At 67.8% G+C, this 21557-nt stretch carries 21 protein-coding genes and 5 pseudogenes; 11 read left to right on the forward strand and 15 right to left on the reverse strand.

The annotated features are described in order from the left end of the window. Nucleotides 1-36: 36 nt before the first annotated feature. The 3 genes from QK291_RS12215 to QK291_RS12225 all read right to left on the reverse strand — a co-directional run bounded on the left by QK291_RS12215 (nt 37) and on the right by QK291_RS12225 (nt 3539). Nucleotides 37-1017, reverse strand: coding sequence for an alpha-ketoacid dehydrogenase subunit beta (locus tag QK291_RS12215; protein ID WP_282382209.1), 981 nt, complete (start codon nt 1015-1017; stop codon nt 37-39). Beyond that, a complete protein-coding gene (gene pdhA, locus QK291_RS12220; RefSeq protein ID WP_282382211.1) occupies nt 1017-2273 on the reverse strand; it encodes a pyruvate dehydrogenase (acetyl-transferring) E1 component subunit alpha in 1257 nt (418 codons plus the stop codon). Before pdhA ends, QK291_RS12215 begins: the two co-directional genes overlap by 1 nt. A gap of 147 nt (nt 2274-2420) precedes the next feature. Beyond that, on the reverse strand, nt 2421-3539 hold the full coding sequence (locus QK291_RS12225; protein WP_282382213.1) for a histidinol-phosphate transaminase: 1119 nt from the start codon (nt 3537-3539) through the stop codon (nt 2421-2423). Between the two features lie 101 nt (nt 3540-3640). Here QK291_RS12225 and QK291_RS12230 point away from each other — a divergent pair, with 101 nt between their 5' ends. Then, a complete protein-coding gene (locus tag QK291_RS12230; RefSeq protein WP_282382215.1) occupies nt 3641-4027 on the forward strand; it encodes a phage holin family protein in 387 nt (128 codons plus the stop codon). Here QK291_RS12230 and QK291_RS12235 read toward each other — a convergent pair. Next, nucleotides 3978-5360, reverse strand: a complete 1383-nt coding sequence (locus QK291_RS12235) for a hypothetical protein (RefSeq protein ID WP_282382217.1) — start codon at nt 5358-5360, stop codon at nt 3978-3980. The two genes, QK291_RS12230 and QK291_RS12235, sit on opposite strands and share 50 nt — an antisense overlap. A 62-nt stretch (nt 5361-5422) precedes the next feature. Then, nucleotides 5423-5782, reverse strand: a complete 360-nt coding sequence (locus QK291_RS12240) for a hypothetical protein (protein WP_282382219.1) — start codon at nt 5780-5782, stop codon at nt 5423-5425. 159 nt (nt 5783-5941) lie between these two features. On the opposite strand from QK291_RS12240, the gene purB reads away from it, so the two are divergent. The 3 genes from purB to QK291_RS12255 all read left to right on the forward strand — a co-directional run bounded on the left by purB (nt 5942) and on the right by QK291_RS12255 (nt 8650). After that, nucleotides 5942-7384: an adenylosuccinate lyase gene (gene purB / locus QK291_RS12245; protein ID WP_282382221.1), complete on the forward strand. Its 1443-nt coding sequence runs from the start codon at nt 5942-5944 to the stop codon at nt 7382-7384. Further along, a complete protein-coding gene (locus tag QK291_RS12250) occupies nt 7381-8052 on the forward strand; it encodes a histidine phosphatase family protein (RefSeq protein WP_282382224.1) in 672 nt (223 codons plus the stop codon). Before purB ends, QK291_RS12250 begins: the two co-directional genes overlap by 4 nt. 94 nt (nt 8053-8146) lie before the next feature. Beyond that, nucleotides 8147-8650: a GNAT family N-acetyltransferase gene (locus tag QK291_RS12255; protein ID WP_282382227.1), complete on the forward strand. Its 504-nt coding sequence runs from the start codon at nt 8147-8149 to the stop codon at nt 8648-8650. A gap of 88 nt (nt 8651-8738) precedes the next feature. On the opposite strand, the gene QK291_RS12260 is transcribed toward QK291_RS12255, so the two are convergent. Then, complete coding sequence (locus QK291_RS12260) at nt 8739-9131, reverse strand: nuclear transport factor 2 family protein (protein ID WP_282382230.1); 393 nt, start codon at nt 9129-9131, stop codon at nt 8739-8741. Between the two features lie 312 nt (nt 9132-9443). Between QK291_RS12260 and QK291_RS12265 the strand changes: the two genes are divergently transcribed. The 3 genes from QK291_RS12265 to QK291_RS12275 all read left to right on the forward strand — a co-directional run bounded on the left by QK291_RS12265 (nt 9444) and on the right by QK291_RS12275 (nt 13513). Continuing rightward, nucleotides 9444-10544: an extracellular solute-binding protein gene (locus QK291_RS12265; RefSeq protein ID WP_282382232.1), complete on the forward strand. Its 1101-nt coding sequence runs from the start codon at nt 9444-9446 to the stop codon at nt 10542-10544. 90 nt (nt 10545-10634) lie between these two features. Continuing rightward, nucleotides 10635-11702 carry an ABC transporter ATP-binding protein gene (locus tag QK291_RS12270; RefSeq protein ID WP_282382233.1) on the forward strand — a complete coding sequence of 356 codons (1068 nt, stop codon included), beginning with the start codon at nt 10635-10637 and terminating at the stop codon, nt 11700-11702. 38 nt (nt 11703-11740) lie between these two features. Next, a complete protein-coding gene (locus QK291_RS12275; RefSeq protein WP_282382352.1) occupies nt 11741-13513 on the forward strand; it encodes an iron ABC transporter permease in 1773 nt (590 codons plus the stop codon). Nucleotides 13514-13543: 30 nt separating this feature from the next. Here QK291_RS12275 and QK291_RS12280 read toward each other — a convergent pair. The 6 genes and pseudogenes from QK291_RS12280 to QK291_RS12305 all read right to left on the reverse strand — a co-directional run. Beyond that, nucleotides 13544-13811 (reverse strand): annotated as a pseudogene (locus QK291_RS12280) (FAD-dependent monooxygenase); the annotation flags it as partial. Between the two features lie 63 nt (nt 13812-13874). Then, nucleotides 13875-14852: an ABC transporter permease gene (locus QK291_RS12285; protein ID WP_282382234.1), complete on the reverse strand. Its 978-nt coding sequence runs from the start codon at nt 14850-14852 to the stop codon at nt 13875-13877. A gap of 178 nt (nt 14853-15030) precedes the next feature. After that, nucleotides 15031-16017: pseudogene (locus QK291_RS12290) on the reverse strand (ABC transporter permease); the annotation flags it as partial. Nucleotide 16018: 1 nt separating this feature from the next. Further along, nucleotides 16019-16201, reverse strand: coding sequence for a hypothetical protein (locus tag QK291_RS12295; RefSeq protein ID WP_282382236.1), 183 nt, complete (start codon nt 16199-16201; stop codon nt 16019-16021). Continuing rightward, entirely contained in the window at nt 16168-16365 is a 198-nt protein-coding gene (locus QK291_RS12300; RefSeq protein WP_282382360.1) for a hypothetical protein, read from the reverse strand. Before QK291_RS12300 ends, QK291_RS12295 begins: the two co-directional genes overlap by 34 nt. A 25-nt stretch (nt 16366-16390) precedes the next feature. Next, a pseudogene (locus tag QK291_RS12305) lies at nt 16391-16669 on the reverse strand (ATP-binding cassette domain-containing protein); the annotation flags it as partial. 276 nt (nt 16670-16945) lie between these two features. Between QK291_RS12305 and mscL the strand changes: the two are divergent. Both mscL and QK291_RS12315 read left to right on the forward strand, forming a co-directional pair. Beyond that, nucleotides 16946-17479 (forward strand): large conductance mechanosensitive channel protein MscL, encoded by a 534-nt coding sequence (gene mscL, locus QK291_RS12310; RefSeq protein ID WP_282382238.1) that lies wholly within the window; start codon nt 16946-16948, stop codon nt 17477-17479. Between the two features lie 63 nt (nt 17480-17542). Continuing rightward, nucleotides 17543-18421 carry an amino acid-binding protein gene (locus QK291_RS12315; RefSeq protein WP_282382239.1) on the forward strand — a complete coding sequence of 293 codons (879 nt, stop codon included), beginning with the start codon at nt 17543-17545 and terminating at the stop codon, nt 18419-18421. A gap of 28 nt (nt 18422-18449) precedes the next feature. On the opposite strand, the gene QK291_RS12320 is transcribed toward QK291_RS12315, so the two are convergent. After that, entirely contained in the window at nt 18450-19397 is a 948-nt protein-coding gene (locus QK291_RS12320) for a diacylglycerol kinase family protein (RefSeq protein ID WP_282382240.1), read from the reverse strand. Nucleotides 19398-19625: 228 nt separating this feature from the next. Here QK291_RS12320 and QK291_RS12325 point away from each other — a divergent pair, with 228 nt between their 5' ends. Further along, nucleotides 19626-19865 (forward strand): hypothetical protein, encoded by a 240-nt coding sequence (locus tag QK291_RS12325; RefSeq protein ID WP_282382362.1) that lies wholly within the window; start codon nt 19626-19628, stop codon nt 19863-19865. A 41-nt stretch (nt 19866-19906) separates the two neighbouring features. Here the strand turns inward: QK291_RS12325 and QK291_RS12330 are convergent. Then, a pseudogene (locus QK291_RS12330) lies at nt 19907-20008 on the reverse strand (IclR family transcriptional regulator C-terminal domain-containing protein); the annotation flags it as partial. A gap of 180 nt (nt 20009-20188) precedes the next feature. On the opposite strand from QK291_RS12330, the pseudogene QK291_RS12335 reads away from it, so the two are divergent. Continuing rightward, nucleotides 20189-20353, forward strand: a pseudogene (locus tag QK291_RS12335) (MFS transporter); the annotation flags it as partial. 59 nt (nt 20354-20412) lie between these two features. Here QK291_RS12335 and QK291_RS12340 read toward each other — a convergent pair. Then, nucleotides 20413-21489 (reverse strand): ATP-dependent DNA ligase, encoded by a 1077-nt coding sequence (locus QK291_RS12340; protein ID WP_282382242.1) that lies wholly within the window; start codon nt 21487-21489, stop codon nt 20413-20415. Nucleotides 21490-21557: the final 68 nt, after the last annotated feature.

Raw genomic sequence — 21557 nt, forward strand, 5'->3', positions numbered from 1 at the left:
GTCCTTGTTCGGAGAAGGCGCCTCGGCAGGAAGCGGTCAGTAGGAAAGGGCGCGGTCCAGTGCCTCAAGGATGCGGTCGATGTCCGGGAGGTAGTCTTCCTCCACCTTGGCCACCGGGTAGGGCATGTGGAAGCCGCCGACGCGGATGACGGGCGCCTCGAGTGAGTGGAAGGCACGCTCGCTGATTCGGGCCGCGATTTCGCCGCCGATCCCGCCAAACGTCGGGGCCTCGTGGGCCACGATCAGCCGGCCCGTCTTCCTGACGGAGTCCGTGACGGTGTCGAAGTCGATCGGCGAGATGGACCGCAGGTCGATCACTTCGACGCTGCGGCCGTCCTCGGCGGCGGCATTGGCGGCGGCCAGCGCGACCGGGACCAGCGGTCCGTAAACCACGACAGTGGCGTCCGTCCCCTCGCGCAGCACGTGGGCCTTGAACGGGTCAGCGGAGGTTCCGGGCGATTCCGTGTCGACCTCCCCCTTGAGCCAGTAGCGTCGCTTCGGTTCGAATACGATGACGGGGTCTTGGCAGTCCACGGCCTGCTGGATCATCCAGTAGGCGTCGTGGGGGTTGGACGGGGTGATGATCCGCAACCCGGCGGTGTGGGCGAACAGCGCCTCCGGGGACTCCGAATGGTGTTCGATCGAGCCGATGCCGCCGCCGTAGGGGATCCGGATGACGACCGGCACGGTCAGGTTGCCGTTGCTGCGGGAGTGCATCTTTGCCAGCTGGGTGGTGATCTGGTTGAAGCCCGGGAACACGAAGCCGTCGAACTGGATTTCGCAGACGGGCAGGTAGCCGCGGAGCGACAGGCCGATCGCGGTGCCGATGATGCCGGACTCCGCCAACGGGGTATCCACCACGCGGTCGGCGCCGAACTCCGCGATCAGGCCGTCGGTGACGCGGTACACGCCGCCCAGGGGTCCGATGTCCTCGCCCATGAGCAGGGCGCGGGGGTTGTTGTTCAGCGTCGCGCGGAGGCCTTCATTGATGGCCTTGGCAATGGTCATGGTGGTCATCAGTGGGCCGCCCGCTCTGCCCGGGCGGTCTCCGCGGGTTCTGCCTCGTCGGCGAAGCCCGCGCTGTACGCCTCGAACCAGGCAAGCTCCTCGGCCACCAGCGGGTGGGCCTCCACGTAGGTGTTGGCGAAGGAAGTCCGGATGTCCGGAGTTTCGAGATCGTAAGTGGTCTTGCGGACGTAGGCGGCGAGTTCGTCGCCGTCGGCCCTGACCTGCTCGAAGAAGGCGTCATCGGCCATTCCCTCGGCGCGGAGGTAGTTCTCCAGGCGCTCCAGCGGATCCTTCGCCCGCCACCGGCTTTCCTCGGCGGATTCCCGGTATTTCGTGGGATCGTCGGCCGTGGTGTGGGCACCCACGCGGTAGGTGAACGCCTCGATCAACACCGGGCCCTCGCCCTGGCGGGCACGTTCCAGCGCCCAGTCGGTGACGGCATGCACGGCGATCACGTCGTTTCCGTCCACCCGGATGCCCGGGAATCCGTAGCCCTTGGCCCGGTCGGCGAGCGGGATGCGGGTCTGCACGGAGCTGGGGACGGAGATCGCCCAGTGGTTGTTCTGGCAGAAGAACACCACGGGGGCCCTGTAGGACGCCGCGAAGACCATGGACTCATGAACGTCGCCTTCGGAGCTGGCGCCGTCGCCGAAGTAGACCATGACGGCGGCCTTGGGCTCCGCGGCCTGGCCAGTTCCGCCCGCGAGTGCGGACGACGCCGCGAACTTCTGGTCGCGCTGGATCCCCATCGCGTAGCCGACCGCATGCGGGGTCTGCGCCGCGAGGACCAGGGTGTAGAGGTGGAAGTTGGTGTCCTTGGGGTTCCAGCCGCCGTTGGAGACGCCGCGGAACTGGCGCAGCAGCTCGGCCAGGTCCACGTTGCGGGTGAGGGCGACGCCGTGTTCGCGGTAGGTGGGAAAAATGTAGTCCTGCGGCTGGCTGGCCCGGCCGGAGCCGATCTGGGCGGCCTCCTGGCCGGTGAGCGGTACCCAGAGGGCCAGCTGGCCCTGCCGCTGCAGCGCGGTGGCCTCCACGTCGAAGCGCCGGATTTTCGCCATGTCGGCATAGAATCCGCGCAGTTTCTCCGGGTCAAGCCGCTCGGCGTAGTCCGAGAACACGGGATCGGAGCCGAGGGTGCCATCGGGTGCGAGGAGCTGCACCATCGGCTCCGCCGGACCGCCCAGGCGGGCTTCCGCCTCCGCCTCGAGTCGGTCCTCAATGTCGGTTCCATCGAACTCGGTAGAGGGCAGATGTGTGGCGCCCATACCGTCTCCTTGCTTGCCGCATCCGAATGCGCCGCAATAGCTGGGATATATGCCGGACCGGGAATACATTCCCGGTCCGGCATATATATTGGCTTACTCGTCCCTACTTTATCCGCAGCCGGCGGGCGGCGGCCGTCATGTTAAGCGCTAGGAACGCCGTGGGGGTTTTGTATAGATCGTACAGAGTTCCAGGAAGCGGGTGTTGGCCTCGGTCTCGCCGATGCTGACCCGCACGCCCTCGTTGGCGAAGGCGCGGACGGACAGGGCCCGCTCCCCCGCCAGGGCTGCGAATTCCGCGCTGTCTGCACCCAGATTGAGCCAGACGAAGTTGCCCTGGGCCTCAGGCACGAACCAGCCGAGGTCCCGCAGGCCGGCGGTGACGCGGTCCCGTTCGTCCACGAGGCTTTGTACCCTTTCTACAACCTCGCCGAAGTGCTCCAGCGAGGTCACCGCCGCGATTTCGGCGATCTGGGACACCGCGAAGGGGGTGGCCGAGACGCGCAGATGCTGCGTGAGCTCCGGTTGGGACATGCTGTAGCCGACCCGCAGCCCGGCCAGGCCATGGGCTTTGGAGAAGGTTCGCAGGACTGCGACGTTGGGGTACTTCCGGTACATTTCGATCCCGTCGACGGCCTGCTCGTCGCGGACGAATTCCTGGTAGGCCTCATCGATGACGACGACGACGTCGGAGGGAACCCGTTTAATGAAGCGCTCGGTTTCCTCGGTGGTCAGAATGGGTCCGGTGGGGTTGTTGGGCGTGCACAGCAGGATCAACCGGGTGCGCGCCGTTACCGCGGCGGCCATGGCGTCGAGATCGTGGCGGCCCTCGCCGGTCAGCGGGATCCGGACGCTCTCGGCGCCGGCCAGGCCGACGCAGATCGGGTACGCCTCGAAGGAGCGCCAGGCGTAGATGACCTCGTCGGGCTTGCCGTCGTCGTTTTGCCCGGCGAAGGTGGCCAGCAGCTGGTTCAGCGCCCCGAGGCTTCCTGCGCCGGTGACGATGTCCTCGGCGGGAACCGCCAGGAACTGGGAGAGCGCGCCGCGCAGCTTGCTGCTCAGCGGATCCGGATAGCGGTTGAAATCGGTCTGCGCCGCGATGGCCTGCTGCACTGCAGGGATCGGGGGCAACGGGTTTTCGTTGGAGGAAAGCTTGTAGCTGACCAGTCCCTCGACGGGGACCGGCGGTTTGCCGGCCGCGTAGCGGGGAAGGAGGTCTACCACCGGACGGGGCCTGATGCCCCCGGCCGTGTTCTCTGATGAAGTCATGCCAACTAGCCTACTTCGGGTCCATGCCTCAATCGGGTCTGTGCCACAAGAGGGGGATATGGTCCCTGCCGCGGCCGCCGGGCGTGTGACAGCATGTGCCCATGCGCTCATTTATCGTTCGAGTCATCGTCAACGGACTGGCCCTGGCTATCGCATGTTGGATCCTCACCGGCCTGGATATCTCCACCGCGGGCAACGGCACCATCAGCATCATCCTGGGCTACCTGTTCATCGGCTTGATCTTCGGCTTGGTCAACGCCTTCGTCAAGCCGATCATCAGCCTCCTGTCGCTGCCGATCACCATCCTTACCCTGGGCCTTTTTACTGTTGTCATCAACGCGGGGATGCTCTACCTGACGTCCTGGATCAGCAGCTACACCACCGTGCACTTCACCATCGACAGCTTCTGGTGGACGGCGGTGTTCGCTGCGCTCATTATCAGTGCGGTGTCCCTTGTAGCGAGCTTCCTCCCCGCGCTCGACCGTTAGGGGACGTTGCCCGGAACCCCGGGGCGACCGGCGTTCCCCGCTGGGACGGCATGGCGTCGCGCCGGAGCGAGAAGCGCGTCACCGTGGCGGTTCCGCCGGCGCCGACCACGGCCGCGAGCGCGGCGGTCGAAGCCTGGAGTGATGGATCCTGGCTGGCCGCCACCTCACGGGCGCCGTCTGCATAGCGGTCCATGGCGTGGCCGGGCCCCATCCCCGGCTCCAGCCATTCGTGTTCGGGGATCGGAGTGGTCAAAGTGACCGTCACCCGGTCCAACAGGTCCGGGTTGGGCATCCCGTCCGCCCCGGGCACCCAGTCTTGCTCGTGCTCCAGGTGCAGGCTGCCGGTCCCGGGCCCGGGCTCGATCCCGCCCACCGGGGAACCCGCCGTGAGCACGAATTTCAGCTCGTAGTCGGCCAAAAACGCCTTGTCACGGCCGAGGTTCATGGCGTGGATGCCGCCCTGGCTGTAGCCGACGGCGGCCACCTGGTCGCCCGCCTCGGCGCCGGCCTCCGCCAAGGCCTGACGGATGGCCGCGGCGGTCTCGGCCGAGTCGTAGCCGAGGCCCTCTGCGATACCGGCGGCGTCGAAGGGGTTGGTGCCCTGCGGCAGTCCGTCCAGCTGCGTCCCGGGGATGACCACCACCCAGGCGCGGCCGCCGGGCTCTCCCACCATGAGCACCTCGATGTCCCCGCTGTTCCGACCGACGGCTTCGGCCCGCAGCAACAGCCCTGCGGGTGAGACGTCCACCTCCTCCGTCCGGGTGTCCCGGCCGGCGATCCGGACGGGCCGGGGGCGTAGGAACTCCTGACCCGGCCCGGCCGTCAGGCCGCGGATTGTGGAGCGGACACCGGCCGCGCCGGCGTTCCCCCCTGCCGGGGCCAGGCAGGCAGGCAGGCCAAGCAACAGCGCCAGAGTAGACGGCACCAGCGAAATGCCGTCCTCCACCGTGTCGCGCACGGTGATTGGAGGCAGGCCAACCAGCCCCCACAGAGGCACATACCCCGGACCGGTCCGGCCGATCCGCAGCAGCAGGGTGTTCCTGGCGTCGGCGGACTCGTACTCCCGGTGGCTCGCCCGGACGTCACGGCAAAGACGCTCGAGCTCCGTCCGGACGCGGCCGAGGTCCCGCGCTGCCTCCCCGACGGCGATGATTGCATGGCTGCCACTCGGGTAAGAGTCGTGCTGGTACGGGAACAGGGCGCGCCGCACGCCCTCCACCTCCGCCTCCGCCTCCGCCAGTTCCCGGACGATCCCGTCCAGGGCCGAGGCCCCTGCCAGCAGCTCCTCGAACGAGAAACTGAGGCCGCCCACTCCGCCCCGGATCTGCAACATCCCATCCACCGGAGCGGCGGGGATGGGCACTCCCCCGGAGCCGGCAGGCGAAACCTCCGCCATCAGGGCCCCGGCCGTCCCGGGGAAAATGCCACGTTCTGGGCGTGCCGGAGTACGGCGGCAGCGGCCTCCTGCAGGGCTGCCCGGCTGCGACGCAGGGACGCAGCCTGCAGGGACACCGCCGTCCGGTAGGCCCGGCCCGCCGGGGACTGCCAGCCTCGCAGTTCCACCCGGACCAGGTCAGCCAGCGCAGCGTCGGTGTGATCTGCGCAGGCCGCCACCCGGGCAGCGAGCTGCTGGACCTCGTGGCTGCGTGAGGCGCATGCGGCGGCATCAGCGGCCAGGACACCCCCCGCGGGCGCCCCGCCAGCCCCGGTGTGGTTGCTGGTGTGCGCGCTGGTGTGGGCGCTCCCGCTGGTCATAGCACCGACGTTAGGGGCACCGGAGCCCGGGCTGAAGCTCCCCGCCCGGCCATGTGGACAACTGCCGGCGGAACCGAAGGGATCACCGGGAAACCCTGCCGTCAGTCACATGGATCAGCGCGCTTCAGGCCCGGCTGGACTTCGTGAAAGAATCGGGGCATGCCTGAAACTGCCGCCACAGCCGATACCCGCACGCCGTCCGGACGCCTGGCCCTTGCCGCATCCTCACAACAGATCGCGCTCGGCCCGCTGGACGGCCGGTACCAGTCCGCCGTCGCGCCGCTGGTCGACTATCTCTCCGAAGCCGCCCTCAACCGCGACCGGGTCGCCGTCGAGGTTGAATGGCTCATCCACCTGACCGGCAACAACGTGCTTCCCGGCGCCGGACCGCTGACCGCGGACCAGCAGGAGAAACTGCGCGCCGTCGTCACCGAATTCGACGCCGGCTCGGTTGCCGAGCTGGCGGACATCGAAGCCGTCACCGTGCACGACGTCAAGGCCGTGGAGTACTACATCGGCCGCCGCCTGCCCGGGATCGGCATCGAACGACTGACCGCCATGGTGCACTTCGGCTGCACGTCCGAGGACATCAACAACCTCTCCTACGCCCTCGGCATCAAGGGCGCCGTGGAGGACGTCTGGCTGCCCGCCGCCCGGAAGCTCGTCGCGCAGATCAGCGCCATGGCCGGGGACAACCGGGCCGTGCCGATGCTCTCCCGCACGCACGGGCAGCCGGCCACCCCCACCACGCTCGGCAAGGAACTGGCCGTCTTCGCGCACCGCCTGACCCGCCAGCTGGACCGCATCGCCCGGACCGAATACCTCGGCAAGATCAACGGCGCCACCGGCACCTACGCCGCCCACGTGGCCTCCGTCCCCGGCGCCGACTGGGAGCACGTCGCCCAGAGCTTCGTTGAAGGCCTGGGCCTGAGCTGGAACCCGCTGACCACACAGATCGAAAGCCACGACTGGCAGGCGGAGCTGTACGCCGACGTCGCGCGGTTTAACCGGATCCTGCACAACGTCTGCACCGACATCTGGAGCTACATCTCGATAGGCTACTTCGTGCAGATCCCGGTCGCGGGCGCCACCGGTTCCTCCACCATGCCGCACAAGGTCAACCCGATCCGCTTCGAGAACGCCGAGGCCAACCTGGAGATCTCCTCCGGGCTGCTGGATGTCCTGGGCTCCACCCTGGTCACCTCGCGCTGGCAGCGGGACCTCACCGATTCCTCCTCGCAGCGCAACATCGGTGTGGCCTTCGGCCACTCCCTGCTTGCCATCTCCAATGTTGCCAAGGGCCTGGACCGCCTGAAGGTGGCCGGGGACGTGCTGGCTGCGGACCTCGACACCAACTGGGAAGTCCTTGGCGAAGCCATCCAGATGGTTATGCGCGCCGAGGCCATCGCCGGCGTCGAAGGCATGGAGAACCCCTACGAGCGGCTCAAGGACCTGACCCGCGGGCAGCGCGTCGACGCGGCCAGGATGCAGGAATTCGTCCAGAGCCTGGGCCTGTCCGCGGACGCCGAAGCCCGGCTGCTGGCCCTGACCCCCGGGAAGTACACCGGCATCGCCGACAAGCTGGTGGACCACCTCGCATGAGGCTCCTGCTCATCCGCCATGGCCAGACGCCCGGCAACGTCCTGGGCCAGCTGGACACCGCCCACCCGGGGCCCGGGCTGACCGAGCTCGGCGACCTGCAGGCCGCCGCGCTGGCGCGGTCCCTGGCGAATGAGCAGATCGACCTTCTCTTCGCCTCCACGCTGATCCGCACCCAGATCACGGCCGCGCCGCTTTCGACCGTCCGCGGCCTGGAGATTGAGGTGCTGGAGGGCCTGCGGGAGATCGAAGCGGGGTCCCTGGAGAAGCTCACCGACAAGGAATCGCATCTGCGCTACCTCGGAACTGTGTTGGGCTGGGCGGCCGGGGAACTGCACCGTAGGATGCCGGCCGGGCCCAGCGGGCACGACTTCTTTGAACGCTACGACGCCTCGATCACACGGATCGCCGCCGCTGCCGCTGAAGCCGGGGACGCTGCGACGGTGGCCGTGGTCAGCCACGGCGCCGCGATCCGCGTCTGGGCGGGCCGGCGGGCCAGCAATGTGGAGGCGGGCTTCGCCGCCCGCCATGCCCTCGCCAACACCGGGATTGTGGCCCTGGAAGGGGATCCCGACGCCGGCTGGCGGCTCATCCACTGGGACGGCAGTCCGGTCGGCGGCCTGGCACTGGTGGACCCTGCGGCGGAGGACCCCGCCGGCGGCAGGCTGTAGCTAAATTCTCCGAACCCTTACGCGCTGGAAACACGGCCGAAACCGGCGGTGCCTAACGTTGAGCTGCATAACCCTTCGGCGAAGCGAGGCAGCCATGCAGACGAACCCGCGGCTCAACATCCGGCAGGTCACCTGGGCCAACCCGGTGGGCGCGGATCTCCGCGCGGCCCAGCAGGCCGAACTCGACGCCCGTTTCGGCACGAGCGACCACGAACCCGGCCCGCCGCCGTCGGAGGCTGACACGGCCGTGTTCCTCGTCGCCCATGACAAGGCCTCCGGCCAGCCCGTGGGGTGCGGCGGCCTGCGCATCCTCGACGCGCACACCGCCGAGATCAAGCGGCTCTACGTGCTCCCGTACACCCGCGGTTCAGGGGTGGCCAGCTCCATCCTCGCGGCCCTGGAAGCGCACGCGCACGGCCTCGGCATCACCTCCATCACCGCGGAGGCCGGCTCGGTGCAGACTGACGGCCGGCAGTTCTACCAGAACTCCGGCTTTGCCCCGGTGCCGAGCTTCGGGCCGTACATCGGGGTAGAGCACTCCTACTGTTACGCGAAGGCCATCGACTCGCACAGCGCCGCCCACACCGCCATGGCCTAGAGGTCCAGCGTTCGTCCCCGGTCAGCCGGCACCCGACCGGCCGGACTGAACTCTCTCGCCCGCGGCCGGTCGGCGGTGAGCGCGAAGACTAGGCCCAATACGCGTCGCTCCGGGCCGTGTCCTCGAAGAACTCACTGCCCGAGACAATCCGTCCGTCCCGGACTTCGAAACTGAGGGCCCCGTCCATGTCCAGGATCTTTCCGTCGCCCTCGGCATGGTTGTGCTGCAGCGCCACCGTGTGTTTCTCGCCCCCGATGATGTCTGTGACTGTGACACTCAAGGACCCCTGCGAGCGCGACCCCAGCTCACCGAAGTACGCCAGGACAGCGTCCCGCCCCAGCTTGGTCCCGGACAGCACGCCGTTGCCGGCAACGTGCCAGACTGCGTCCTCCGCGAACAACTCGCTGAGGGTCGCCATATCGCCCGCATTGAAGGCCTCGTACCCCCGCCGGACCAGTTCAACATTCTCTGCAGTTCCCATCTCGGGCACCTCTCCGTCATCTTTGTCGGGTGTTGGGACGACTTAAGGCTATTCCTGGTCCCCTGGCATGTCGATGGATTGCTGTTGCCGCAGGCAACGGGGCCGGCGTGCCCGCGGGACACCATGCGCACCCGGAAGTTCACCGCGGGTTGACTCCGCGGGCGCCGGACGTTTACCCGGACGCACCAGACTTGGTGGCCAAGGTCAGGCTATTTCATCAATTTGATAGCCAATACCGCTCAATCCGGCGCCGCCCGCTATAGGCTGACCGGACAAATGCCATCTGGCCCCGTTCAGGAATGAGTCTCACTCGTGCGCAGATTGAAAACCATGGTTGCCGGCGCCGTCGCCGTTGCCCTTCTTTCCGGTTGTGGCGCGGGCGCCGCAGCCCCCACCGCGTCCCAAGCAGCTTCCGGGCCCTCCGCCGTCGCCCCTTCGGGAGCGCCCTCGGGCGAGACCCTGGTCGTCTACACCAATTCCAACGGTGAAGGCCGCGGCGAATGGCTGACGAAGAAGGCGGCGGAAGCGGGCTTCAAGATCGAAATCGTCGGCGCCGGCGGCGCGGATGCCACCAACAAGCTGATTGCGGAGAAGAACAATCCGATCGCGGACGTCGCCTTCGGGCTCAACAACATGTACTTCGAGCAGGTCAAGGCGGCAGGTGCCATCGCACCGTTCACTCCCGCCTGGTCCGCGGAAGTCGACACCGCCAAGGGTGACCGGTCCGACAGCAAGGCCTACTGGCCGCTGGTCCAGCAGGCCATCCTCCTCGGTTACAACACGGAGAAGTTCAGCGCGGACGAGGCCCCCAAGGATTGGACCGATCTGTGGACCCAGGACAAGTTCAAGGGCCGCTACGAGCGGGTCACCGGCCTCGGGACGGCCACCGCGCAGCTCGTCTTCGCCGGCATCCTGACGCGCTACAAGGACGACGGCGGCGACCTGGGCGTCTCGGACGAGGGGTGGAAGCAGGTCGAGGCGTACTTCAAGAACGGAACACCGGCAGTGGCCAAGACCGACCTCTTCGCCCGCATCGCCGCGGGGGACACGGACATGGGGCAGATGCCCTCCTCGATCATCGTCGAACGTGAAAAGTCGTTCAGCGTCGACGTGGCGACCGTGATGCCGTCCGTTGGCGTGCCGCTGGCGATCGAGCAGGTGGCCCTGGTCAACGGAACGGACAAGCAGGATGAGGCCCTCAAGTTCATCGACTGGTTCGGCAGCGCGAAGACCCAGGGTGAGTGGTCCCAGCAGTTCAACTCCATGCCGGTGAACAAGGCAGCTGCGGCCACGGCCAAGCCCCAGGTCGTTGAATTCTTCAACACGCTCAAACAGCAGGACATTGACTGGAACTTCGTGCAGGAGAACATGGGCGCCTGGGTCGAAAAGATCGAACTGGAATACATGAGCTGACCCGTGCGCGGGCTGCAGCCGGCCAGCCGGCAGCAGCCCGCGCCTTTCCAGTTGGACCCCCGCTCCGCCGCCAGCACACGACAGGTTGCCATGATCCGTTTCGAGAACATCGAAGTCACCTTCGGCGACTTCACCGCCATCCCCAACCTTGATCTCCAGGTGGAACCGGGTGAATTCTTCACGCTGCTTGGACCCTCGGGCTGCGGAAAGACAACCGCGCTCCGCACCCTCGCGGGATTCATAGAGCCGTCCGCCGGCGAGGTCTACGTCGACGGCAAGGCCGTCACCCGGCTGCCGAGCGACAAGCGCCAGGTCGGCATGGTGTTCCAGAACTATGCCCTGTTCCCCAGCATGAGCGTGTGGGAGAACATCGCCTTCGGCCTCCGCGTGCGTAAGGAGAAGCCGGCCGAAAGTGACCGCCTTGTCCGCGATATCGCCCGGCGGGTTGACCTGTCCGAGGACCAGCTGCGCAAGAACGTGGCGGAACTCTCCGGCGGTCAGCAGCAACGCGTCGCCGTCGCCAGGGCGCTGGTGTTGCAGCCCAAGATCCTGTTGCTCGACGAGCCGCTCTCCAATTTGGACGCCAAGCTTCGCCACCAACTCCGGCAGCAGCTCAAGGATCTCCAAAGCGAATTCGGCATCACCACGGTCTACGTCACCCATGACCAGGACGAGGCCCTGGCGATGAGTGACCGGGTGGCCGTCTTCAACAACGGGGTGGTGGAGCAGATTGGCACTCCGCAAAGCATCTACGACGAGTCCGCCACAGAGTTCGTCTGCAATTTCATCGGGGACGGTTCACGCCTGACGGCCGGGTTCGTCGGTGAGCTGAACCGGCAGTCAAGCCACGTCCTCGATCCGACGGCCAACTCGTACCTTCGCGTGGAAAAGGCATCGCTGGATCCGGCCGCCGGCAACGGCTCCGCCGTCCCGGTGCGGGGAACCGTCGTCTCGAAGACCTATCACGGACTGCACAGCCGGTTCATCGTCCGCTGCCACGACGCCGATATCCGGCTGCTGGTCAAGGAAGACGGCGGGACCCACCCCGCCACGGGCAGCCAGGCCACGGTGTATGTCCAGCCCGCCCACGTCCTTCAGTACCACCCGGAAACGGGTGTCTCACTCCGAAACCGCCTGCAGGAAGTGACCAGCCTGTGAGCACTGCGGGCGGCTCGAACGGCGGGAGCATCCGGAGCATGCTCCGCTCCCCCGCAGTCCTGATCGTCGGTGTCGCGCTGACCTGGTTCATTGCGGCTTTTCTCGTCTGGCCCAATGCCAATGTGCTGATCCAGACCTTCTTCCCCGACGGGAGCTTCTCCGGGCGCGCCGCCGAAAAGCTCTTCTCCTCCCAGCGGGCCATGAAAGCCTTGGGCAACAGTTTCCTGCTGGCCGTCGCCCTGTCCATCACGGTCAACGTGGTGGGAATCTTCATTGTGCTGGTGACCCAGTACTTCAGGATCCGCGGCTCAAGGGTCCTGTTTCTCGGCTACGCCACCACGTTCATCTACGGCGGCATTGTGCTGGCGGCCGGCTACAAGTTCATCTACGGGGACAAGGGCATCGTGACCGGTTTCCTGGTGGGGCTGTTTCCCGGCATGGATCCCGGCTGGTTTTCCGGTTTCTTTCCCGTCCTGGCCGTCATGACGTTCGCCACCACGACGAACCACATGCTGTTCGTCACCAACGCGCTGAAGGGCGTGGATTACCAGACCATCGAGGCGGCCCGGAACATGGGGGCCTCGACCTGGACCATCCTCCGGCGGATCGTCCTGCCGATGCTCAAGCCGACGCTCTTCGCCGTCACCGTCCTCTCGTTCCTGACCGGTCTGGGGGCCCTCAGCGCGCCGCAGGTCCTCGGCGGCCGGGAGTTCCAGACCATCACGCCAATGATCCTCACCTTCAGCAACAGCCCGACGTCGAGGGACCTCGCCGCCCTGCTGGCCGTGATCCTCGGTGTGGCCACCATCCTGATGCTGGCGGTCATGACCCGGCTGGAAAAGGGCGGAACGTACTTCTCGGTCTCAAAGGTCTCTTCCGGATTGCAGAAGCAGCAAATCCGCAACCCCGTGGCCAACGCTGTGGTCCACACCGCCGCGTACCTGCTGTTCGCCGTCTACACGCTGCCCGTGGTGCTGATCGTGCTGTACTCCTTTGCCGACGGCGCCGCGATCCAGACCGGCCAGCTGCTGCCGGGGAGCCTGACCTTCGACAACTACATCCGGGTCCTCACCCAGCCCTCGGGCCTGCGGCCGTTCATCATCAGCATCGTCTACAGCGCGCTGGCCGCGCTGATCGCCGTCGGCGGCCTGCTCTTCGTGGCCCGGCTCCTGCAGAAGTACCGCAACTGGGTGACGGCGGTCGTGGAGTACCTCCTCCACATCCCGTGGATCCTCCCCTCCGCCCTGCTCGCCCTGGGCCTGATCCTCAGCTACGACCATCCGAACCCGCTGGTGGGCGGCGCCGTCCTGACCGGGACCACGGTGATCCTGCTCATCGCCTTTGTGACCGTCAAGATCCCGTTCACCCTGCGGATGCTCAAGGCCTCCTTCACATCGGTCAACTCCTCGCTCGAGGAAGCCGCCAACATTATGGGCGCCAAGACGCTGTACGTGTTCCGCCGGATCCTGCTGCCGATCGTCCTGCCGGCAGCCGCGGCGATCGCGGCGCTCAACTTCAACAGCATGCTGGACGACTACGACACCGCCATCTTCCTGGCCCACCCGCTGTACCAGCCCCTGGGCCTGGTGATCAAGGCCAACACTGACGGCGCCGAGGGCGTCGACGGGGTCTCCAACACCTTTGTCTACACGGTGCTGCTCATGGTCATCACGGGTGTGACGATGTATCTGGTCTACGGCCGCGCGGGCCGGAAGTCCGCCAAAGCCGCGGGGGCAGGCACGGGTGACAAGAGGACCACGGCGCCGGCCCTGGTCGAGGCCGCGCCGGCCGAATCGGTGCGCGTCCCCTAGCGCGCGCCCGATGTCAGTGTGCGCCCGGCAGCCGGTGTAGGCCTCGGCGAGGTAGGCCCGGCCGTGGCGGGAGGACACCACCGCGTTAAGCTCGCCGAGCTGGCGGGCGCGGGCGAAGTCGTCGGCGCCGGCCGGCGTGTGCGGCACGGACGTCCCCGGTCGGCGGGACGGTGTGGGCGGCGTCGCTGGCGAGGAACAGCCAGCCGTGGCGCATCGGGGCGTGAACGAAGCTGCGGAACTTCAGGACCGTCTTGTCGATGACCGGCCCCTCCTTGAGTTCGACGCCGTCGCCTCTGAGGTGCAGGATCCTGCTTTCCACTCTTGGCCGCCGGCGCCCCCGCCGGCCCCGGAGGGCGCGGCGCTACAGGGCCCGGTTGAGGCTTCGCCGCAGGAGCCAGGCGCCCAGCACGAGCAGTGCCGCGGCCATGCCGGCAAGCACACCCAGTTCGGCCAGGACGTCACCCAGGGTGCCGTCGTGGCGCTGGATGGAGGCGAACGCCTCATAGGCCCAGCGGTGCGGTGTGGCGAACGAGATCGCGTCCAGCGCTTCCGGGAAGAACTCGGGCGGCACCGTACAGCCGCCCAGGCCCGCCAGGACCAGTCCGGCGCCCACACCCACGCCGGCGGCGGCGGTGTCGTTGTCCATCACCGAACCGACCATCATCGCTGCGGCGGCCGAGGCGGCGCAGAAAAGCACCAGCACGAGCGCGGAGAGCCACAGGTTGCCCCAGTCGACGCCGAACAGCACCGCGGTGCCGACCATGATGAATCCGCCCTGGACGAAGGCGATGGCGAAGCGTCCCAGCCCCTGCCCCGCCACGATCTGGCCGCTGGACACCGGGGCGGACATGACCCGGCCCACGACACCTAACCGCCGCGCCTGGATCAGCGTGGCCGCACCGGTGAGTGAACTGAGGAAGACAAAAAGCAACAGCTGCTGCGAGGCGCCGAGATCGAACTTCCCCCACCCCCGGAACTCCTGCACAACGTCGCCGGTGTCCACGATCTCCACCGTCGGCGCCGCCACCTGCGCGGCGGCCTGGTCCAGGGCGGGGCGGGCCTGATCCTTCGGGATTCCGGCGCCGGTGAGGGCAGCGAGCTGGCTCCGGTCCAGGCCCACCGCCTGCACGCCGGCCGACACCAGCTCCGCGGTCAGGGTCTGGGCGAGTGTGCTGCCGGGTCCGGCGATGGTCACCCGGGGCTGGCCGCTGCCGGCACCGAACTGCGAACCGAGCAGCAGGATGAGCATGAGCGGAAAGATGAAGACGAAGAAGAGGTTCGACTTGTCCCGCAGAAAGCGACGCAGTTCCACGGTGGCGATCGCGACCACGGCGCTCATGCCTGCGCCACCCGGTCCGGGAGGAAGCGAGAGATGAGCAGCCCGGCCGCGGCGAAGGCCAGCATGACCGCGACCAGCCCCGCCACGTCCCCGAGGCTTCCGCCCCGGCCGAGATCCCGAGACCCCGGATGAACGCGCCGATGGGATTGAGGTCCAGGAGCGTTGCGGCGAATCCCGTGCCGTCGACCGGAAAGAAGGCGCCGCCCGCGATCCCCAGCACCATCGCCAGAATGGACTGCGCCACGTTGGCCCGCTCCGCCGTCCTAACCAGCCGGGTGACGACGAACGTGAGGCTGGTGGCCGCCGTCACGACGCTCAGAATCAGCGCGGCCACCACGAGCGGGGAGCCGAAGGAAACGCCGAACAGCTGGGAGCCGGCGGTGAGCAGGACGGTGGTGGCAACGCCGCCCAGGATGAAGCCGGTGCAGGCCTTGGCCGCGATCACGGCGCCGCCGGTGACCGGCATCGACCGCAGCCGGGCCAGGGTGCCCTGTTCCCGCTCCGCGAGCAGCCCCAGCACACCGAATCCGACGGTGAATATCAGGAACAGCCCGGCCTGGCCCGCCACGAGCGTGCCGCGGAGCGAAAGTTGTTCGGCGGCGGCCTGACCTTCGGTGAGGGTGAGCAGGGCCGGTCCGGCCGCGGCCTGCCGGGCAAGCGCCTCGAGGTCCTGCGGCGGCAGCCCGGAAAGGCCGCCGGCGGCGGTCACCGTGCCGGCGGCGAACTGGTCCACGACCCCCTGCACCACAGAGATCAGCACGCCGGATTCCAGCGAGGCGTTGTCCCCCTCGACCAGCTGGACCGACGCCGCCCGTCCGGAGAGCACCGCGGTGCTGAAACCCTCGGGAATGATGATGCCGAGGTCGGCGCCGCTAGCCTGGATTTCGTGGCGGACGTCCGCGGCGGGGACCCGCTTGATGGTGACGTCCATGATTTCGAGTGAATCAATGGCGCCGAGCAGTGCGGCGCCCAGCTGGTCGGCGTCGTCCGCGCTGGCGACGACGGTGGCCGGCTGCAGCTCAACGGTGTCCTCGCCGAGTCCGCCGAACACCAGGCTCAACACCCCCATCAGGGCGAGCGGGACGATGAGGGAGAAGATGAAGACGGACTTGTCCCGGATGCGCTGGCGCAGGTCATTCGCGACCATGGTCCACAGTCCGCGCATCTCAGTCCCTCAGCGCTTTGCCGGTCAGGTGCAGGAACACGGACTCCAGGTCGGGCCGGACAATCTCCACCGATGTGACGGACATTCCGGCGTGACCGGCTCCGGTCAGGATCCCTGCGAGTGCGGTGGGTCCGTCGCTGACGGTGAGGATCAGCCCGGCCCCGTCGTTGTCGACGTGCTGCACGGCCGGGTGCCCTCGGCCTGGATCCGGCCCTCGTCAATGATCGCAATCCGGTCGCAGAGCCGCTCGGCCTCCTCCATGTAGTGCGTGGTGTAGAGCACCGCCATGCCTTCGCCGGAGAGCCTCTCCACGGATTCGAGGATGGCGTTGCGGGACTGCGGATCCACCCCGACCGTCGTCCGGGTAGATGGCCAGATCCTGCGGGACCAGGCCGATATTCCGCTTGGCCTCCGTCTCGGACGGGGTCATGGTCCGGCCCGCCACGCGGACAGTTCCCTCGTTGGCGGGGATCAGCCCCGCGACCATGGAGATGATGGTGGTCTTGCCGGCGCCGTTGGGTCCCAGCAGCCCGTAGGTTTCGCCGGTGCGGATGTGGAAGGAAACGCCGTCGACGGCGGTCAGCTCCCCGTAGCGCCTGACGAGTCCGCTGACGTCCAGCACATCCCTCGTTTGTGTCTGTACTTCTTCCACCAACAGTCCCCGCCGCTATGTTTTGTCCAGCCTAGCTTCGGGGACCGGCCGGGCGATCTAGCTTCGGGGACCGGCCGGGCGATCGACAGGGACCTTGGACCCGGCGCCGTGTCCCGAGGTGCTGCTGCGGGCCGGCTGCGGGCGCGAAGCCGGCGTCGGGAGAGGAAGCCGGAGACCAGACCGGAGACCAGGCCGCGGAAGTGATAGCGTCTAGCGGTTGTTCCTCACGCCCGGGACACGGCACACAGAACTACATCAAGGCACACTGGAGGACCCATGCTCAAAGGATTCAAGGACTTCATCCTGCGCGGCAACGTGATCGAACTTTCCATCGCCGTCGTTGTCGGCACCGCTTTCACCGCCCTGGTCGGCGCGTTCACCTCAAACATCGTGAACCCGATCATCGCCGCGGCCGGCGGGGTCGAGACCAACGGGCTGGGCTTTCCCATCTGGCCGGGGAACGAGAAGACCTTCCTCAACTTCGGCGCGGTCATCACGGCCTTCGTCACGTTCATGATCACGGCCGGGGTCGTCTACTTCATCTTCGTGGCGCCGATGAACCGGATCAACCATCTGGTCAAGAAGCGCCTCGCCACAGCGGAGCCGGAAGAAAAGCCGCTCCCGACGGACACCGCGCTGCTGGCCGAAATCCGTGACCTGCTGGCCCAGCTGGCCGGCGCGGACACCGGGCGGACGCCCGGCCACCCCCTGGCCCGGGACGCAGAACAGGTCCTGGACCGCACCGGCGCTCCGACCGGCGGGAGCGCCGTCAAGCAGACCGGCGGGGCCGCCGTCGGGCGCAGCCGCTAGTCTGAACGGAATTGTCACCGGCCGGCAATAGGCCTGTAACAGCCGCCCGACATGATGGGACCCATGAAGCGCTCAGCCCGTGGCAGAAATCATGGCGGAACACAGCACCCGGCCGCCTCCGAACTGAGCTGCGAAGTCTGCGGCCTGATGCCCGAACCGACCAAGACCCGGCTGACCCTGGCCAACGTCGCCGTGATGCTGCCGATCGAGCTGGTGGTCCATGCGGCGGTGGTGGGGACGCACCTGTCCTATGTGGCTAAGGTCCTGGTCCTCACGCTGACCGCCACCGTCCTGGTCATCTGGGTGGCGGAGCCGTCCGCGGCGCGGATGCTGCGGCGCTGGCTGCACGCCCCCGCCCTGCGGCACCGCCGCCGGCTCGGCGCGGCACCGGCCCTGTGGCGGGCCCGCACCGTGCTGAGGGACCGGCCGGGGTCACTGCAGAAACTCACGCAGTCCCTGGCCAGGCTGGACACCAATATCCTGAGCATCCATGTCCACCCGGTCGACGGCGGCGTGCTGGATGAGTTTGTGCTGTCCGCGCCCGGCGAGCTGGGCGAAGCGGAACTGCTCAAGGCCCTGCGCGACGGCGGCGGCAAAGACCCGCAGGTCTGGCCCACCACGGCGCTGGCCATGGCTGACGGGCAGACCGGGGCGCTGAGCCTCGCGGCCAGGATCGCGGCTAACCCGGCGGAGCTGCCGCTGGCTGTTGCTGAACTGCTCCGCGCACAGATCGAGGCCGGGCCGGGCACGGGTGCCGCTTCTGCCGCCGCTGCGGGCACGCCGGCCCCGGACGGAACCGTGCTGAGGGTCCCGACAGCCTGGCACGGCCCCCTAACCTTTGTCCGTCCCGGCGAACCGTTCACCCCGGCGGAGTCCGCCCGGGCCCACCGGCTGGCCGAGCTCGCCGAGATCCTCGCGCACAGCCCGGCCACCGGCCGGTGACAGCGGAGACTCGACCTCCAGGCGGCCGTTAAGGGGCAGCGGTGGTCATCAGGATCTTCAGTGCGTCCCGCTCGACAGCCACGGCGAGATGCGTCCCGGTGCCGAGGTGGTCACCGTCCAGCTGGAACTCCTGCTCATGCTCCAGGGTGATCTCGGCGGATTTTCCCTGGAAGTACTCCACTGATTCGGTCTCGCGTTTGTTCCGGCCGAAAATCCCGGCAACAACGCCCAGCCAGCCGAGCCGGCCGCTCGGGGCCAGGACCAGCAGATCCAGAACGCCATCGTCGAGCCTGGCGTCCGGGAAGATCTCGACGCCGCCCATGATCCGGCCGCAGTTGCCGATCATGACGCTGCGGATCCTGCGGCGGACGGGTTCCCCGCCGTCGACGCTGATCTTGGCCTTGACCGGTTTGCCGGGGAGTTTGCGGATGCCCGCCTCCACGTACGCGAGCCAGCCCATGCGGTCCTTTAGCGCATCGACCGTGTCGGCCATGATCGCGGCGTCGTAGCCAAGTCCGGCCATCACCAGGAACACCTGCTCCTCGTCCGAGTGGTTCAGCCGCGCCTTGACTACGTCGATGGCCGTTTCGCTGCCGTTGAGCACGTCATAGCAGGCCGAGACGGGATCGGTGATGTCAACGCCGAGGTTGCGGGCCAGGAGGTTCCCGGTTCCCAGCGGCACCAGGCCCATGGGTGTTCCGGTGCCGGCGAGCACCTCGGCGACGCAACGCACGGTGCCGTCGCCGCCCGCGGCAATAACGACGTCGACCCCGGCCTCCAGGGCCTGGCGCGCCTGGCCGGTGCCCGGGTCCTCGACCGTTGTTTCGAGCCAGAGCGGCTCGGCCCATCCCTGCGTTTCACACAGCCGGAGGATTGCGCCCTGGAGCGACGAACCGGCGGATTTGGCGGGGTTGATGACTACAGCGGCGCGCCTAACCTGTGGGGTGCTGTCAGGCGCGGGATTGTTCTCTGGCATGGCGTCCTTAGGAGGCTTGGGGGCGTGGGGTGTCCCGGATTGAAATCCTAGCGGGGTTCCGCGCGTAACTTCCGCAGCCGGGGCGTGAAGCGTGGACGTCCGCGCGCCGGAGTCACTAGACTGGCCATGCTCAAGTACTGGAGCATGCCGTCCCAAACCAATTTTGGGCCGGCTGCCTGTCCGGATCAGCCTGACAGGCCGCACTCCAGGGGCGGGAAGCAGGAGTACATGTCCGAAGCACACGAGAACTACTCGGCCGAGGCCGAAGCGTCCAGCACGGATCCCCACGACTGGGGCCGCGCAATGGCGCGGGCGGTCACGCGGCTGGCGGAGCAGATCGCCCCAGCGGACAGCGAGGACATTCATGCCTGCCTTGTAGGCAAGGACCTGCGCCTGTTGATCCTTGACGACGAAGCCGGGGTCACCATCACGGTCTCCACCGCACCGGCGACGGATCCGTCCAGTTGAGCTGTCCTAACACCCGGCGGACAGGTCAGCGGAGATGACTTCGGCCCGATCTCTGTGCTGGCGAGGTAGTCCTGCAGTTGGCCGGACGGCAGTGCCGCCAGCAGCACCCTGCCCATCGAGGTGGCATACGCCGGAAACCGGGTGATGTAGGCGATGCCTGTGAGAGGGTAGCTGCAGGTCTCGACGAGTTTGGAGACCGCTCCGCTGGATGCGGTCCACTTGATGAGGCTCCTCAGCAGGCGGGCGATGTGGCCGGGGGCCTCAACCGGGGCCAGGTGTGCCACCCCTTCAAGCGTGACGACGCTGGCGGTGCAACGTCCCGCATGTTCCTGGCCGCGATCTGCTTGTTCTCCTTCGGCTATGCAGCCTCCAACGCTGTCTGGCCCGCCTTCTACGCAGAAATGTTCAGCACCGAGGTCCGCTTCTCCGGCCTGGCCGTCGGAACCCAGCTCGGCTTCCTGATGGCAGGGTTCGCCACGGCGATCGTCTGTGAAACGTCTGGAGGCCTCGCCGGACGGCCGGTCCGGCAGGTCCGGGAAAGCCGGGGTCAGGCCGTGCCGGCCCCCAGCACTGCGGCCAGATCGTAGCTGTCCGGTTCCTCGAGCTGTTCGTAGGTACAGGAGCGCGGATCCCGGTCCGGGCGCCAGCGGACAAACTGCGCCGTGTGGCGGAACCGTTCGCCCTCCATATGGTCATATTTCACTTCGACCACACGGTCCGGCCGGAGCGGGGTGAAGGAAAGGTCCTTGCCGCCGCTCCAGCGGCTGCCCTCGGCATTGCGCGGCGTCCGGGTTCCGTCCTCCTGCCGGGCCCAGTTCCAGGGGTGTTCCTCGAAGCTGGTCACGAGCGGCTGGAGCTCCTCGAAAAGCTCCTGGCGGCGCTGCATCGGGAAGGCCCCCACCACGCCCAGGCTCGCGAGTCCGCCGGCGTCGTCGTAGAGCCCCAGCAGCAGCGAGCCGATCCGGTCCGGCCCGGAGGTGTGGACCCGGTAACCGGCGACAACGCAGTCGGCGGTGCGGGCATGTTTGACCTTGAACATGGAGCGCTTGTCCGGCAGGTAAGGCCCGTCCAGCGGCTTGGCCACGATCCCGTCGAGCCCGGCGCCCTCGAACTGGTGGAACCACTCCCCGGCGGTTCCCCTGTCCCGCGTCGCGGCGGTGAGGTGCACCGGGGCCGCACTTCCGGCAAGCACGCGTTCCAACGCCGAGCGCCGCTCGGCGAAGGGGCGCGCGGTGAGGTCCTCGTCGTCGAGCGCCAGCAGATCGAACGCGACGAAACTCGCCGGCTTCTGCTCGGCCAGCAGCCGCACCCGGCTCACGGCGGGGTGGATCCGCTGCTGCAGGGTCTCGAAGTCGAGCCGGTCGCCGGAGGCGCCGACCATGATGATCTCGCCGTCGAGCACGCAGCGCGGCGGGAGGTTGGCCTTCAGAGCCTCCACCAGTTCCGGGAAGTAGCGGGTCAGGGGCTTGCCGTTGCGGCTGCCGATCTCCACCTCCCCGCCGTCGCGGAAGATGATGGACCGGAACCCGTCCCACTTCGGCTCGAACATCAGCGCGCCGTCGGGCAGGGACGGCACGGCTTTCGCCAGCATGGGCGCGATCGGGGGCATCAGCGGCAGTCGCATGCCCCTATTGTGGCCGGGCACCGCGCCGCCCGCCAGTGGCCCGCATGGCAGGCTTTCCTCGACATCCG

The sequence above is a fragment of the Arthrobacter sp. AL12 genome (genome assembly GCF_029960645.1).
Classification (GTDB): domain Bacteria; phylum Actinomycetota; class Actinomycetes; order Actinomycetales; family Micrococcaceae; genus Arthrobacter.